At 69.7% G+C, this 14,421-nt stretch carries 12 protein-coding genes and 2 pseudogenes; 10 read left to right on the top strand and 4 right to left on the bottom strand.

The features are described from left to right. The first annotated feature begins 25 nt into the window (after positions 1 to 25). The 5 genes and pseudogenes from JFB92_RS14085 to JFB92_RS14105 all read left to right on the top strand — a co-directional run bounded on the left by JFB92_RS14085 (position 26) and on the right by JFB92_RS14105 (position 4,374). Entirely contained in the window at positions 26 to 850 is an 825-nt protein-coding gene (locus JFB92_RS14085) for an ABC transporter ATP-binding protein (protein WP_199039800.1), read from the top strand. Continuing rightward, entirely contained in the window at positions 847 to 2,853 is a 2,007-nt protein-coding gene (locus JFB92_RS14090; protein WP_199039802.1) for a CDP-alcohol phosphatidyltransferase family protein, read from the top strand. Before JFB92_RS14085 ends, JFB92_RS14090 begins: the two co-directional genes overlap by 4 nt. 89 nt (positions 2,854 to 2,942) lie before the next feature. Continuing rightward, a complete protein-coding gene (locus tag JFB92_RS14095; RefSeq protein WP_199039804.1) occupies positions 2,943 to 3,377 on the top strand; it encodes a hypothetical protein in 435 nt (144 codons plus the stop codon). 68 nt (positions 3,378 to 3,445) lie between these two features. Then, positions 3,446 to 4,081 (top strand): annotated as a pseudogene (locus JFB92_RS14100) (UbiX family flavin prenyltransferase); the annotation flags it as partial. A gap of 29 nt (positions 4,082 to 4,110) precedes the next feature. Beyond that, positions 4,111 to 4,374, top strand: a complete 264-nt coding sequence (locus JFB92_RS14105; protein WP_199039809.1) for a hypothetical protein — start codon at positions 4,111 to 4,113, stop codon at positions 4,372 to 4,374. Positions 4,375 to 4,381: 7 nt separating this feature from the next. Here JFB92_RS14105 and JFB92_RS14110 read toward each other — a convergent pair whose 3' ends face one another. Continuing rightward, the gene (locus tag JFB92_RS14110) at positions 4,382 to 5,782 is read right to left on the bottom strand and encodes a UDP-glucose dehydrogenase family protein (RefSeq protein WP_199039813.1); all 1,401 of its coding nucleotides are present in this window, start codon (positions 5,780 to 5,782) and stop codon (positions 4,382 to 4,384) included. A 208-nt stretch (positions 5,783 to 5,990) separates the two neighbouring features. On the opposite strand from JFB92_RS14110, the gene JFB92_RS14115 reads away from it, so the two are divergent. After that, a complete protein-coding gene (locus tag JFB92_RS14115; protein WP_199039816.1) occupies positions 5,991 to 7,160 on the top strand; it encodes an acyl-CoA dehydrogenase family protein in 1,170 nt (389 codons plus the stop codon). Positions 7,161 to 7,179: 19 nt separating this feature from the next. Here the strand turns inward: JFB92_RS14115 and JFB92_RS25575 are convergent, their stop codons facing one another. Further along, positions 7,180 to 8,064 carry a sulfite exporter TauE/SafE family protein gene (locus JFB92_RS25575; protein ID WP_269847945.1) on the bottom strand — a complete coding sequence of 295 codons (885 nt, stop codon included), beginning with the start codon at positions 8,062 to 8,064 and terminating at the stop codon, positions 7,180 to 7,182. Between the two features lie 318 nt (positions 8,065 to 8,382). On the opposite strand from JFB92_RS25575, the gene JFB92_RS14125 reads away from it, so the two are divergent. The 4 genes from JFB92_RS14125 (at position 8,383) to JFB92_RS14140 (ending at position 12,822) form a co-directional block, all read left to right on the top strand. Then, positions 8,383 to 9,804, top strand: a complete 1,422-nt coding sequence (locus tag JFB92_RS14125; RefSeq protein ID WP_199039819.1) for a zinc ribbon domain-containing protein — start codon at positions 8,383 to 8,385, stop codon at positions 9,802 to 9,804. A gap of 12 nt (positions 9,805 to 9,816) precedes the next feature. Continuing rightward, on the top strand, positions 9,817 to 10,767 hold the full coding sequence (gene mdh, locus JFB92_RS14130; RefSeq protein ID WP_199039821.1) for a malate dehydrogenase: 951 nt from the start codon (positions 9,817 to 9,819) through the stop codon (positions 10,765 to 10,767). A gap of 75 nt (positions 10,768 to 10,842) precedes the next feature. Continuing rightward, entirely contained in the window at positions 10,843 to 11,583 is a 741-nt protein-coding gene (locus tag JFB92_RS26625) for a phosphatase PAP2 family protein (protein ID WP_199039824.1), read from the top strand. Between the two features lie 3 nt (positions 11,584 to 11,586). After that, positions 11,587 to 12,822 carry an APC family permease gene (locus tag JFB92_RS14140; protein WP_199039827.1) on the top strand — a complete coding sequence of 412 codons (1,236 nt, stop codon included), beginning with the start codon at positions 11,587 to 11,589 and terminating at the stop codon, positions 12,820 to 12,822. A 465-nt stretch (positions 12,823 to 13,287) separates the two neighbouring features. On the opposite strand, the gene JFB92_RS26975 is transcribed toward JFB92_RS14140, so the two are convergent. Together JFB92_RS26975 and JFB92_RS14145 are read right to left on the bottom strand one after the other, a co-directional pair. Then, positions 13,288 to 13,608, bottom strand: coding sequence for a DUF3263 domain-containing protein (locus JFB92_RS26975; protein ID WP_372451648.1), 321 nt, complete (start codon positions 13,606 to 13,608; stop codon positions 13,288 to 13,290). An 18-nt stretch (positions 13,609 to 13,626) separates the two neighbouring features. Then, a pseudogene (locus tag JFB92_RS14145) lies at positions 13,627 to 14,406 on the bottom strand (HAD-IIA family hydrolase); the annotation flags it as partial. Between the last annotated feature and the right edge of the window lie 15 nt (positions 14,407 to 14,421).

A 14,421-nucleotide genomic window follows, 5' to 3' on the forward strand; every position in this document is an offset into this window, starting at 1 on the left:
CCACCTGCTCCAGGAGGACCGCCCCATGGAGGAACCGATCATCCAGGCTCGGAACCTCGGTATCCGCTTCGCCAAGGGCAAGCAGAAGAAGGGACGGGTCAAGGACCTCTTCGTGCGCCGCGGCGCCAACAAGAAGGGCGGTCAGGCCGAGGACTTCTGGCCGCTGCGACACGTCGACTTCGACATCTTCCCCGGCGACTCGGTCGGCATCATCGGCCGCAACGGAACAGGGAAGTCGACGCTCTTGCGCCTGATCACCGGCGTCCTCATCCCCGATGAGGGCTACGTCCGCCGCGAGGGCCGCGTCGCCCCCCTCATCGCCCTGTCCGCGGGCTTCTCCGGCGACCTGACCGGCCGCGAGAACGTCAACCTCGTCGGCTCCCTCCACGGCATGTCGAACAAGGAGATCAGGTCGAAATTCGACGAGATCGTCGACTTCGCCGAACTCGAGGACTTCATCGACACCCCCCTCAAGCACTACTCCTCGGGCATGAAGGTGCGGCTCGGCTTCGGGGTCATCACCCAGCTGCCCCACCCGATCCTGCTGGTCGACGAGGCCCTGGCCGTCGGCGACAAGGCCTTCAAGAAGAAGTGCCACGCCGTCATCCGCGGCCTGCTCGACGAGGGACGCACCCTCGTGTTCGTCTCCCACTCCGAGGGCGACCTGAAGAAGTACTGCGAGCGCGGCATCTTCCTCGACACCGGCCGCGTGGTCACCGACGGCACCGTCCAAGAGGCCCTCGAGTCCTACAAGGAGGCCGAGGAGGCCGAAGCCGAGCGCAAGGCCGCCAGGAAGAAGGCCAAGCAGCAGGAGGAGCAGCGAAAGCAGGCCGCCGGGGCGGCCACGTGAGCCGAGCCGTCATCCTGCCGGCGGGAGGGGGCGCAGTCGAAACCGCCGGCGAGGTCACGGTCGTCGACCGGCTCATATCGCAGATCCGCGAAGCCGGATGCGAGGACGTCACCGTCCTCGCCAGGCCCGGAGAGGACCTCACCCTCAAAGCCGCCCAGATCACCTCCCCCGACCCCGACACCGACCTCGAGCACGTGCGCCGGATCGCCTACTCCGGCGCCGGACCGGTCTTCATCGCCCACGCCGACCTGGTCGCCTCCCAGACCACCGTCGCCGCCGTCCTGTCCGACTCCTCCCGCCGCTCGGGCGTCCTGGTCGGCGACGACGACGCGACCGCGCCGCCGGTCGCCGTCGAACGCGGCCTGGTCACCGGCCCCGGCCCCGGCCCGCTGCGCCTGGGCGGACTCGCCAAGGTCTCCGCGGCCCACCTGGGCCGCCTGAAGCGACACTGGCCCGAGAAGGCCCGCGGCGACGCCTTCGAGGCCGTCCTCGCGGCGCTCCACGCCCGCGCGGTCCCGGTCGGCGCCTACCGCACCGCCGGGCTGCCGCACCGCCAGGTCCGCACCGCCGACGAGGCCGAGTCCACCATCGCCGAGTTCACCGCCGTCGACATGGACCGCTGGCGGATGGGCAACGCCGTCAAACACGACGACGACCTGTTCGCCACCTACGCCGTCTCCTCCTGGTCCCCGGCCCTGGTGCGCCTCGCCGCCCGTCTGAGGCTGAGCCCCACCGCCATCACCTGGGTCTCGATCGCCCTCGCCGTCGCCGCGGCCGCGATCTTCGCCGCCGGCCCCTCGACGGTGCAAATCTACGGCTCCGCAAGCGTCGCCACGGGATACCTCGCGGCCGCCGCCCTGATGTACTTCAGCTTCGTCTTCGACTGCGTCGACGGCCAACTGGCCCGCTACACCCAGAACTTCTCCTCCTTCGGCGGCTGGCTCGACATGATGGCCGACCGCGCCAAGGAGTTCACCATCTACGGCGGGCTCGCCGCCGGCGCCGCCCTCGACGGCACCTCCACGGCCGCCGCCTGGGGCCTGGCGATCGCCGCCATGTGCGCCCAGACCGTCCGCCACACCGCCGACACCTGGTACGCCGTCCTGCTCGACACCGCCGTCGTCCGGCAGGCCCGCCAGCGCGAGTCCGCCCCGCCGATCGGCCGCGCCGCCCACCTCGGCCAGCGCCTCGGCTCGGCCTCCGACCAGGTCATGGGCGCCCACCGGTCCGCCCTGTACTGGGCCAAGCGCACCATCGTCGCCCCCGTCGGCGAACGCTGGCTGCTGCTGGCGGTCGCCGCGGTCGCCTTCGGGCCGCGCACCGCCCTCGCCGCGCTCCTGGTCTGGCAGCTGCTCGCCCTCGCCTACACCGGCGCCGGGCGGACCCTGCGCACCCTCGCCGCCCGCACCGCCGCCCTCCGCCGGCCCGACCGCGCCGCGCACCGCGACGACGGCCTCCTGGGCCGCCTCATGCCGCGCAACCGCAACCGGTTCTCGAACCTCCCGGCGGTGGCGACCGCGTTCGCCGTCGCGGTCACGGCCGCCGCCGTGTGGCGCGCCGCCGAGGACGGCCTGACGTGGGTCTCGCTGGGGCTGTGCTGCATCGCGGTCCTGACCGGTCTGGCCTCGGCCCACTCCGACCACGACGGCATGTTCGACTGGCTCATCCCCGCCGGGCTGCGCGCGACCGAGTTGGGCATCATCACCTGCGCCGGGATCGTGGCCGGGGTCTCCTGGCCGGTCCTGTTCGCGCTGCTGGGGGTCGTGGCTCTGTACTTCTACGACCTGGCTGCCGGCCTCGACAAGGCGGCCTCGCCGGTCTCCAGCCGCGGGGCCGGGCTCGGCTGGCCCGCCCGCAGCCTGATCGCCGTGGCAGCATCGGCGGCCGCCGTCGCCACGACCCCGGTCGCGGCCACCGTCGTGTTCGGAGCCCTGGCGGCCTACGTCGCGGCCACGTTCATCGGCGCGATCGTCGCCGGGACGGTGCGCGCCTCGGCCGCCTAGGCCGATCACCGGACGCCCCATCGCGACCCGATCGGATTACGGGGGCCAACAGGCGGGCGAGCGTGGTGCCTTGCAACTAAGGTGTACCTGTGCGCAAGAACCGGCTACTGCGTTTGATCCTCGCCGCGACTCTCATGGCCGCGGTGAGTGTTCTGTCGTTCGCGCCGAACGGGGGCGAGCCGGACAGCGTCGACTGGACCAACGCCGACGAGACCAACCCGATCTCGCCGCCGGACACCGCGACCCCCGACTACGACGGCGACGGCACCCCCGACGCCCAGGACAGCGACGCCGACGGCGACGGGGTCCCCGACGACGGCAGCACCGGATCGGCGCCCGAAGGCGGCGGCGACGCCGACGAACCCGAGGTCAACGAGCCCGGCTCGGGCGAGGAGAGCCGCAGCGACGCCGGAGGCATGCTCGGCCTGTCCTTCCCGCTCCAGGCGGGCCTGTCGGTCGGCGTCATCGCCCTGGCGTTCCTGGCGCTGCTGCCGGGACGGCGCATGCCGGCGAACCTGCGCTAGGCGCCTCTCTGCGAGCAGCCGGACGCGCCCGCCGTGGGCGCCGGGGCTCGGCGCGGGTGAGCGGCGGCGCTCATGCGCCGACTCGCTGGCGGGCCGACCGCCCGGCGCTCTACGGTTCAAGCGTGAGATTGATCGTCGGCATCACCGGCGCCACCGGCGCCGTGTTCGGGGTGCGGCTGCTCGAGGCGCTGCGCGACACCGCAGGCGTGGAGACGCACGCCGTCATCAGCAAGTGGGCGCGCACCACCCTCAAACTCGAGACCGACCGGACCGCCGCCGAGGTCGCCGAGCTGGCCGACTTCTCGTACGGTCCGGCCGAGCAGTCCGCGCCGATCTCCTCGGGCTCGTTCCGCACCGACGGGATGATCATCGCCCCGTGCAGCATGAAGACGGCTGCGGGCATCCGCACCGGCTACACCGAGGGCCTGATCGGCCGGGCGGCCGACGTGGTGCTCAAGGAGAAGCGCAAGCTCGTGCTGGTGGCCCGGGAGAGCCCGCTCTCGGAGGTCCACCTGGAGAACCTGCTGGCGCTGGCGCGGATGGGCGCGGTGGTGATGCCGCCGGTCCCGGCCTTCTACAACCACCCGCGGTCGGTCGAGGACCTCGTCGACCACGTGGTCTCGCGGGTGATGGACCAGTTCGACCTGCCCAGCCCGAAGGCCCGGCGCTGGAACGGGCTAGGTTCGGATGAACCGAACCGGTGAGGACCGGGTCCTCAGGACGAAGGGACACCGTGGACACACTCATGTGGGAGGCCAAGGCCCGTGCCGGGCTCGGCCCCGAACTGCTGCGATGGGTGCTCACCGAGGGCGTGTCCGGCCTCGGCGAGGCGGTCAGGACCGAGGTGTTCACAGCCGCCGACCGGGTCGTGGTCGTCGCGGTGGGCCCGGAAGCCCCCCGGACCCTGCCGGATCCCCCGGCCGACCTGGTCGAACGCGCCCCGCACGCCTGGCCGTTCACCCGGATCACCACGGCCGCGCCGGGACCGGGCGCCTAGCGGACGTTCAGCGGCCGATGCCGCGGTAGGTCCAGCCGTGCGAGACCCACTGCTCGGGGTAGAAGGCGTTCATGCCGTCGAGGATGCGCCGCTCGGCGACCTGCTGGCCCAGCGCCTCGGGGTCGAGGGTGCGGAACTCCTCCCAGGGCACCATCGCGCACACCACGTCGGCGCCTTCGACGGCCTCGGCGAGGGTCTTGACGTAGGACAGCTCGGGCGCGTAGGACTTGGCGTTGTCCAGGCCCTCGGGGTCGTAGACGACCACGTCGGCGCGCGAAGCGCGCAGCTTGCGGGCGATGGCCAGGGCCGGGGAGTCGCGGATGTCGTCGGTGTCGGGCTTGAAGGTCGCGCCCAGGTAGGCCACGCGCACGCCCGACAGGTCGGGCCCGGCCGGACCGGAGGGGCGGCCGACCAGGTCGGCGATGATCCCGACGGTGTGGGTGCGCCGCCTGGTGTTGAGCTGGTCGACCTCGCCGAGGAAGCGGAAGGACTCGCCGACGCCGAGCTCGCCGGCGCGGGCGGTCAGGGCGCGGATGTCCTTGGGCAGGCACCCGCCGCCGAAGCCGATGCCGGCGCGCAGGAATCGATTGCCGATTCGATTGTCGTAGCCGATGGCGCGGGCCAGGTCGGCGACGTCGCCGCCGGTGACCTCGCACAGGTCGGCCATGGCGTTGATGAAGGAGATCTTGGTCGACAGAAACGCGTTGGCCGCGACCTTGACCAGTTCGGCGGTGGCCAGGTCGGTCTCGACGACCGGGACCTCGCGGTCCTCGACCGCGGCCAGCTCCATGATGCCGCGGTGGACGTCCTTGAGGAGCTTGGAGGCCCACTCGGACTGGGCGGCGTAGACGATCCGGTTGGGGCGCAGGACGTCGTGCATCGCGTTCGACTCCTGGAGGAACTCCGGCGACCATCCGACCTCGACGCCCAGGTCGGCCGGGGCATTGCGGTCGACGATCTCCTGGACCCAGGTGGCGGTGCCGACCGGCACGGTCGACTTGCCGACGATGAGGACCTTGCGGCTCAGGTGCCGGGACAGGTCGGTGACGGCGGCCTCGATGTAGGACAGGTCCGCGCCGTGCTCGCCGGCCCGCTGCGGGGTGCCCACGCAGATGAAGTGCACGTCGGCGAAGTCGGCCACGGCCTGCACGTCGGTGGTGAACCGCAGCCGCCCGGACTCGAGGTTCTTCTTGAGCAGCTCGGGCAGGCCCGGCTCGTGGAACGGGACCGTCCCGGTCGAGAAGGAGTCGATCTTCTCGGCGTCGACGTCGTAGCCGACCACCTCGTAGCCGAGCTCGGCGAAGCAGATCGCGTAGGTCGCGCCGAGGTAGCCGCAGCCCAGGAACGAGATACGGGGGCGGGTGGTGGTGTTCTGCGGAGTCTCCGGGGACTGAGTCGCGTTGCCCATCGAGTGAGTGCCCTGTCTGTGTTAGGTCTTCGGTGGTCGGTTGTCTGAGACGGCGCCGTGCGCCATCGTATATTCAGTTCCACGCGTGAACTTGCGGAGACGTTGCGGCGACCTGGGGGATAATTCCAGGTGTTCCGCATCACCGGACTCCGGCCCGGCGCGCTAGACTCGCCCTGCATTACTCGTGAGTAACAACCGGGAGCTGCCAATGTCCACCGGGTTCAGTCCATACCAACTGCCAGCAGAATACTCCGATATCCGCTCGGCCACCCGCGACGTGTGCGACGCGGGAGTCGCGCCTCACGCCGCCGAGGCCGACGCGGCCGCCGCGTTCCCCCAGGCGTCCTTCGAGGCGCTCAAGGCCGCCGACCTCCACGCGCCCCACATCCCGGCCGAGTACGGCGGCGCCGGCATCGACGCCCTCGGCACCGCGATCGTCATCGAAGAGGTCGCCCGCGCCTGCGCCTCCACCTCGCTGATCCCGGCGGTCAACAAGCTCGGGACCGTCCCGCTCCTGCTGGACGCCTCCGAGAAGCTCAAACAGCGCTACCTGCCGCCGGTCGCCGCCGGCGAGGCGATGTTCTCCTACTGCCTGTCCGAGCCCGAAGCCGGCTCCGACGCCGCCTCCATGAAGACCCGCGCCGTCCGCGACGGCGACACCTGGATCCTCGACGGCGTCAAACGCTGGATCACCAACGCCGGCGTCAGCCGCTACTACACCGTCTTCGCCGCCACCGACCCCGAGGCCGGATCCCGCGGCATCTCGGCGTTCGTCGTCGAGAAGGACGACGAGGGCGTCTCCTTCGGCGCCCCCGAGAAGAAACTCGGCATCAAGGCCTCGCCCACCCGCGAGGTCTACTTCGACAGCGTGCGCCTCCCGGCCGACCGCCTCATCGGCGACGAGGGCAAGGGATTCTCCCTGGCCATGCGCACCCTCGACCACACCCGCGTCACCATCGCCGCCCAGGCCCTCGGCATCGCCCAGGGCGCCCTGGACGCCGCCGGCGCCTACGCGACCGAGCGCGAGCAGTTCGGCAAGCCCATCTCCGGCTTCCAGGCCATCCAGTTCAAGCTCGCCGACGCGGCCATGAAGATCTCGGCCGCCCGCGAACTGACCTACGCGGCCGCCGCCAGATCCGAGCGGGTCGACGCCGACCTGACCTACTTCGGCGCCGCCGCCAAATGCTTCGCCTCCGACGCGGCCATGGAGATCACCACCGACATGGTCCAAGTCCTCGGCGGCTACGGCTACACCCAGGACTTCCCGCTCGAACGCATGATGCGCGACGCCAAGATCACCCAGATCTACGAAGGCACCAACGAAGTCCAGCGCATCGTCATGGCCCGCGAACTGCTCAAGGGCAAGGCGTTCGGGTAGGACCCGGCCCCGGTACCGGCTAGACCTCGGCCTCGGCCGGCTCGCGGCGGCGGGCCGGCCGGCCGACCAGAACCACCGCCCACACCCCGGCCAACGCCAGGTACAGGACCGTCACCACCGGCCAGGGCACCTCGAAATTCCCCAGGAACATCCTGAGGTTCAACGCGATCACCAGCATCCCGATCGTCGCGCCCAGTGCCGCGGTCGGCAGCCGGCGCGTCAGCCACGCCGCCGCCGGGGCCGCGATCATCCCGCCCAGCGCCATCCCCAGCACCAGCGGCCACAGCAACGTCAACCCGTCCGACAGCCCCACCCAGAACCCCGCCACCGCCGCCGACGCGGCGGCGAACTCGGCTGCCGAGACCGACCCGACCACCTGATGCGGCGCCAACCGCGACGTGGCGAGCATGACCGGCATCGCCACCGGCCCCCAGCCCCCGCCCCCCACGGCGTTCAGGAAACCCGCCACCAGCCCCGTCGGCGGGGCCAATCCGGTGCGGGCCCGCCCGGAAGGCTCGGCGTGGTCGACCGTGCGGCCCCTGAAGAACCGCCACACGATCACCACCCCCAAGCAGACGAGGATCGCGCTGGTCACCGGCGTGGCCGCGTCCAGGCCCGTCAGCGACGCCAGCGCCAGCGCCCCGAAGAACCCGCCGACCGCCCCCGGAATGCCCAACCGCAGCGCCGTCGGCCAGTGCACGTTCCCCAGCCGGTGGTGCGCGATCCCGCTGACCAGGTCCGAAGCCGCCGTCGCCACGTTCACCGACGCCGAAGCCAGCGCCGGAGTGATGCTCAACCCCAGCAGGAACGTCATCGTGATCGTCCCGTAGCCCATCCCCAGACTGCCGTTGACCAGCTGAGCGACGAACCCGGCCAGGCCCGCGATGGCGGCGGTGGTCAACATGGTCGAGACTCCCTGTCAAGTCGGCGTCCGGCCAATACTCCACTTAACTACTAGGACTTGTCAAGTACAGTCCACGCTTCGGGACACCGCCCCCGCGCCGACCCGCGAACCTCCCGAACGGAAGTCGCGCGGACCACCCGACCAGGGGCCGCGTGAGCACCCCGAGACCCGGGTCATAGCGTGACAAGCGTAGTCCTGCGATATCGAAGGAGGTTTCAGGTGGGCGGTCTTCTGCCGGCCCTACTCCGTAACTTCCTGAATGGGCGGGCCGTTATGTCTAGTACAAACGACCCACTTCAGACCCCGGATCTACACGTCATGTCGAAGGTCACCCGCATCGCCTATTCGACGGGCTTGAACGATTCGAAGTACCGCGAGCTAGACGAGCAGGCGCGAAGGCTCGGACGTGTGCGGTCGCTGGTGTGGCGCCAATTCGGTTCGGTCCAGGGGGTCGGCGTGACTGACCGGCAGGTCCGCGATCGTTGGATGAAAGACGGCACGGCGGCGAGCTTCGGAGTGCTCGCCACCCCATGGAAAGAGACAGTGCGCGATGCGATGAGCGACGTCGCAAGCTCACGGCGCATCGCCAAGAAGCAGGTCCGACGTGCGGTCATGAGGCACATTGACGGTGAGAAGACACGCAAGTCCCTACTCTGCGACTTGCGCTATGACAGGTGGGTCACCGATCGGTGGCTTAGCCGCCAGATGCGAAGACACTGGAAACGCGGCAGGAACCATGTCCACAACCAGATCGTGGTCCGATCCGACCAATACCGGATCTTCACACTGGCCGAGGGGGGAGACGTGTGGCTGGCAGTCCCCGGCCTGCGACGTCGTCGAATGGTGTCGATCCCCTTGAGTACCACTGTGGCCCCCGTCGGAACCCTGCGGTTGATTCTGAAGGATGGCCGCGTCGAGGTCCATTATCAAGTCGATGCGGCGGGGATGCGATCGTCCCAGCGGCCCCGCGGAGACCGGCACGTCGGGGTTGACAAGGGCTACACCGAGGTGCTGACAGACTCCGACGGCAACCGGCATGGTGTTGAACTCGGAATCCTGCTGACCCGGGAATCGGATCGCTCCAGGATCGGTAATGCCCGACGCGCGAAACCGAGGGCACTGGCCGAACGGGCCGAAGCGCGCGGGGATCTGGGGAAGGCGAACCGGATCAAAGCCAACAACTTGGGGACGAGCAAGAAAAACCGGCGTACCAACCGATGGCGCACCCGCGTCCGGACTGTCACGTTCGAAGCAGCCCACGCGGTCGCCGATCAGGCCGCGGTGATCGTGGCCGAAGACCTCTCAAGGAACTTCACCGGCCGGAAGCGGCTCGGGAAGGACATGAACCGGCGCTTGGCGACATGGACCAGAGGAGTCACCGCCGAGGCGCTGGAAGCTGTGTCGGACCGCAGAGGTTCTGCGGTGCGGCTGGTAAACGCTGCTTACACGTCACAAGTCGTTCCCGGAACGGACATCCTTGGTGTCCGCAAAGGGGACAGGCTTCACTGCACCGAATGCAGGGCCGTGTGGCAAGCCGACCATACCGCTGCGGTCAACGTTCTGCATAGACTTGGTGACCCCGACATCGCCGTGTGGACCCCATTCACGAGGGTGAAGCAGATATTGCGAGAACGGAACGACTGCCAACGGTCCAGACTGCCGGACCAGGACTCCAGCATTATGCCCAAGTGCAGGTGCGGAGAGCGAATCATCCGAACGCCAGTAAACGGCGACAACTAGGAAGCAGCAACGATGGGTAAGAAAGTCACGGTCGTAGGCGCCGGATTCTACGGCTCCACCACCGCACAGCGACTGGCCGAGTACGACGTCTTCGACGAGGTCGTCCTCACCGACATCGTCGAGGGCAAACCCGAAGGCCTGGCGCTCGACATGAACCAGTCGCGCTCCATCGAGGGCTTCGAGACCAAGGTCGTCGGCGCCACCACCGACAACGACGGCGGCGGCTACGACAAGACCGCCGGCTCGGACGTCGTCATCATCACCGCCGGCCTGCCCCGCAAACCCGGCATGAGCCGCATGGACCTCCTCGAAGTCAACGCGAAGATCGTCCGCGGCGTCACCGAGAACCTCGTCGCGCACTCCCCGAACGCCGTCATCATCGTCGTCTCCAACCCCCTCGACGAGATGACCGCCCTCGCCCAGCTCGCCTCCGGATTCCCCAAGAACCGGGTCCTCGGCCAGGCCGGCATGCTCGACACCGCCCGCTTCACCAACTTCGTCGCCGAAGAACTCGACGTCGCCGTCGGCTCGGTCACCACCCTCACCCTCGGCTCGCACGGCGACACCATGGTCCCCGTGCCCAGCCAGTCCAGCGTCGACGGGAAACCGCTGGCCGACCTGCTCCCGGCCGAGAAGATCGACGAACTGGTCGCCAAGACCCGCGGCGGCGGCGCCGAGATCGTCGCCCTGCTCAAGACCGGCTCGGCCTACTACGCCCCCTCGGCCGCGGCCGCCCGGATGGCCAAAGCCGTCGCCGAGGACTCCGGCGACGTCATGCCCGTCTGCGCCTGGGTCGACGGCGAATACGGCATCGCCGGCGTCTACCTCGGCGTCAACGCCCGCATCGGCGCCGAAGGCGTCAAGGAAGTCGTCGAGACCCCTCTGACCGACACCGAACTGGCCAACCTCAAAGAGGCCTCCGAAGCCGTCCGCGCCAAACAGGCCGACGTCGCCGACCTCTAGCCGACCACCGTATATCCCGGGGCTCGATCCGATATCGAATCGGTCCCGAAGCGAACTATCGCTAGGCTTACGGCCGTGACCGTCCAAGAATGGCGCCCAACTCGAGCCCCCGCGAGCGCGTGGCGGCCCTTCGTCCCGAAGCGGCCCCGCTCGTGGGGGCCCGAGATCGCCGCCGCCGCCGCGTTCGCGGTCACCACCATCCTGCTGCTGTGGCCCTCCTGGCTGGTCGACTTCGACATCTGGATTCGCGACCTGGCCGACGCACACCGGCCCGACTGGGTCTACTACATCCTGCGCGTCACCATCTACACCGGCCAAGGCGGCCTCCTCGGCGGCATCGCCCTCGCCATCGCCGCGATCCTGGCCCTGCGCGGCCGCTCCGTGCGGCCCCTGCTCGCCTACCTCGCCGCCTACCTCATGGTCGGATCGGTCCTGATCGTCAAATGGACCACCGACCGCGTCGCCCCCCACTGGCCCGACCACCCGCCCTACGCCGACGCCGAAGACGCCGTCCTGTTCTCCGGGCTCAGCCCCGCCCAGTCCTACCCGGCCGGACACGCACTCAACACCATCGTCTGGTTCGGCGTCATCGTCATCCTCGTCGGCGGCGCCTTCACCGTCTGGCAGCGGCGCCTGCTCCTGTTCGCGCCGCCGGTCATCGCCTTCGCCTCCATGGTCTACCTCGGCTGGCACTGGTTCTCCGACGCCCCAGCCGGCATCTTCATCGGCGTGATCATCATGCGAATCGTCCAACGCATCCGATGGGACACAGTCGAACTGCCCACCTGGCTCGAGCCAGAGAAACGGTATCTTTAGGACATGCCCCCTTCTGACGAACCCCGGCCCCAACCCGGCCTGCACCGACGCCTCGGCCTCCCCTCGGCCATCGTCATCGGCCTCGCCTCAATGCTCGGCGCGGGCGTCTTCTCCGTCTGGGGCCCCGCCGCCGGCGCCGCCGGCTCCGCCCCCGCCCTGCTCGCCGCCCTCGCCGCGGCCGGACTCATCGCCTACTGCAACGCCCGCTCCACCGCCCGACTGGCCGCCGTCCACCCCCAATCCGGCGGCGCCTACCTCTACGGCACCGTCCGACTCCACCCCGCCGCCGGCTTCGCCGCCGGATGGGGCTTCGTGGTCGGCAAGACCGCCTCGGCCGCGGCCATGGCCCTGACCCTCGGCCACTACCTGCTCCCCGACCACCCCCGAGCGCTCGGGGTCGCCGCCGTCATCGCCTTGGCCGCCGTCAACCTCCTCGGCGTCAAGAAGACCGCGCTGGCCTCGGCGCTGTTCGCGTTCGCGACCATCGCCGTCCTCTCGGCCGTCGTCATCGCCGGAGCGACCGGACCGGCGGCAGTACCGGTAGCCGAGCAGACCGACCCCTGGGGGGTGCTGACCGCGGCCGGGTTCATCTTCTTCGCCTTCGCCGGCTACGCCCGCATCGCCACCCTCGGCGAAGAGGTCAAACGCCCCGAATGGACGATCCCGCGCGCGATCCCGATAGCCCTGGGCATCACCCTCGTCGTCTACTCCGTCGTCGCCGTCACCGCCCTGGCCGTCCTGGGCACCGACATGCTCGCCCGGACCGACACGCCCCTGGCCGACCTCGCCGCCGCCGGCGCCCCGGCCCTCGAACCACTGGTCGCCGTCGGCGCCGGCATCGCCGTCGCCGGAGTCCTGCTGAGCCTGCTGGCCGGCATCGGCCGCACCACCCTGGCCATGGCCCGCGACCGGCGCCTGCCGGCCGCCCTCGACGCCGTCTCCGAACGCTTCGGGGTCCCCTGGGCCGCCGAACTCGCCGTCACCGTCCTGGTCCTGATCGTCGTCGCCACCATGGACCTGGCCGGCGCGATCGGATTCTCCAGCTTCTGCGTCCTGGTCTACTACGCGGTCGCCAACGCCTCGGCGACCACCCTCGACCGGCGCGCGCCCCTGCCGTGGCTGGGCCTGACCGGATGCCTGCTCATCGCCGCGAGCCTCCCGATCGCCAGCGTCCTGGGCGGCCTGGCCGTCTTCGCCGTCGGCGCGGTCTGGTACCTGATCACCGAGCGGCGGCGATAGGTCCGCCGCGCAGTCGACTACCTCCAGCGCGCCAGTCCAACATGACCTGAACCCGATCGCGGCCCGATTCATGGTTACCTGGGCTTGGAGCACTCATCGGCTTCCGCCGCGTAGGCGGGACGGCCTGAGAACGGCGAGGGGAACACATGTCGAGACGACGTGGGAAGCACCTGGTCTTCGCGGGCGTGGTCGGTCTGCTTGCGCTCACGAGTCAAGTTCGGCTCTTTGGTAGTTGGCCCGCCATCGCATGGATCACCATGATGATTCTGAGCTTCGTATGGCTTGTGGTGGCACTGAGTGATCTTCATCATGCCAGCCGCGCCGGTGAACCCAGAGGGAACGTCCGGGACTGAGGAACCCGGAAGCCGCCAAGCCGCCCGAGGTTTCGACCGTTTTCCGGGGTTCGGACGGACCCGCTGAAAGACCCGAGACGGCAACAAGAAGCGCGCCGGCAGAAGTGAGGAGTCAGCGAGCGCCCCGGCGGTGATCGCGGGCGGCGCGGAGCCGACGGATCACCGCCGGCTGCTCCGCGGCGGCCTCGGGGTTGTCGATCAGGCGTGCCAGGTGCTGGTAGTACTGCTCGGGAGTGAGCTCCAGCTCGTCGAGGATCGCCTGGGTCTTGGCGCCCGAAGCGCGCCACCAGCGCGATTCGAAACCCAGGATCCGCTGTTCGAGGGCGGTCAGTTTCGCCTCGGGCTCGCGGGCGGCCCGAGGCGCGGGCAGGTGTTCCTCGGCCTCCTGTCGCGCGGGCATGGGCGGTCTGGCCGGGGTGCGTCCGGGAGGCATAAAGGTCGCTCCTAACTCGATCCAATCGATCAGGTCCGCCACCGAGTCCTTCACGTGGTTGGGGCGGAAGGGGTACTTCTCCACTTCCCCCATACTGTCAGTCACCCCCGACATGACCAGGACCGTCTCGAGCCCGGCCTCCAGGCCCGACAGCACGTCGGTGTCCATCCGGTCGCCTATCATCACCGTCGACTCCGAGTGGGCCCCTATGCGGCGCAAGGCGTTCCGCATCATCAGCGGGTTCGGCTTGCCCGGGAAGTACGCCTGGGATCCGGTGGCCGCCGTGATCATCGCCGACACCGCGCCGACCCCCAGCATCAGGCCCTCCGGGCTCGGCCCGGTCGTGTCGGGGTTGGTGCACACGAACCTCGCCCCGCCCTTGACCAGCCGCACCGCCGTCGTCAACGCCCCGAAGTCGTACCGGCGGGTCTCCCCGAGGACCACATAGTCGGGCTGGTAGTCGGTCAGCACGTACCCGATCTCATGCAGCGCCGTGGTCAGCCCCGCCTCGCCGATCACGTACGCCGAGCCGTCCGGCCGCTGCGAACGCAGGAAGTCCGCGGTGGCCATCGCCGAGGTGTAGATCGACTCCTCGGGCACCGCCAGCCCCGAATTCCGCAGCCGCACATGCAGATCGCGGGGGGTGTAGATCGAGTTGTTGGTCAGCACGAGGAACCGTTTGCCGGCCGCCTGCAGTTTCTCGATCAGTTTGTTGGCCCCGGGCACGGGGACCCCCTCGTGGACGAGCACGCCGTCCATGTCCGAGAGCCACGATTCGAACGGTCCAGGTGTATCCATGGGGACATCTTGCCA

This window comes from Glycomyces salinus (genome assembly GCF_016428645.1).
GTDB lineage: Bacteria > Actinomycetota > Actinomycetes > Mycobacteriales > Micromonosporaceae > Glycomyces > Glycomyces salinus.

Excerpts from the sequence above, each read along its gene's own strand:
- JFB92_RS14085 (WP_199039800.1), top strand. The coding sequence starts at position 26 with ATGGAGGAACCGATCATCCAGGCTCGGAACCTCGGTATCCGCTTCGCC.
- JFB92_RS14110 (WP_199039813.1), bottom strand. The coding sequence starts at position 5,782 with ATGGGCAACGCGACTCAGTCCCCGGAGACTCCGCAGAACACCACCACC.
- JFB92_RS14115 (WP_199039816.1), top strand. The coding sequence starts at position 5,991 with ATGTCCACCGGGTTCAGTCCATACCAACTGCCAGCAGAATACTCCGAT.
- JFB92_RS25575 (WP_269847945.1), bottom strand. The coding sequence starts at position 8,064 with ATGTTGACCACCGCCGCCATCGCGGGCCTGGCCGGGTTCGTCGCTCAG.
- JFB92_RS14125 (WP_199039819.1), top strand. The coding sequence starts at position 8,383 with ATGTCGAAGGTCACCCGCATCGCCTATTCGACGGGCTTGAACGATTCG.
- mdh (WP_199039821.1), top strand. The coding sequence starts at position 9,817 with ATGGGTAAGAAAGTCACGGTCGTAGGCGCCGGATTCTACGGCTCCACC.
- JFB92_RS14140 (WP_199039827.1), top strand. The coding sequence starts at position 11,587 with ATGCCCCCTTCTGACGAACCCCGGCCCCAACCCGGCCTGCACCGACGC.
- JFB92_RS26975 (WP_372451648.1), bottom strand. The coding sequence starts at position 13,608 with ATGCCTCCCGGACGCACCCCGGCCAGACCGCCCATGCCCGCGCGACAG.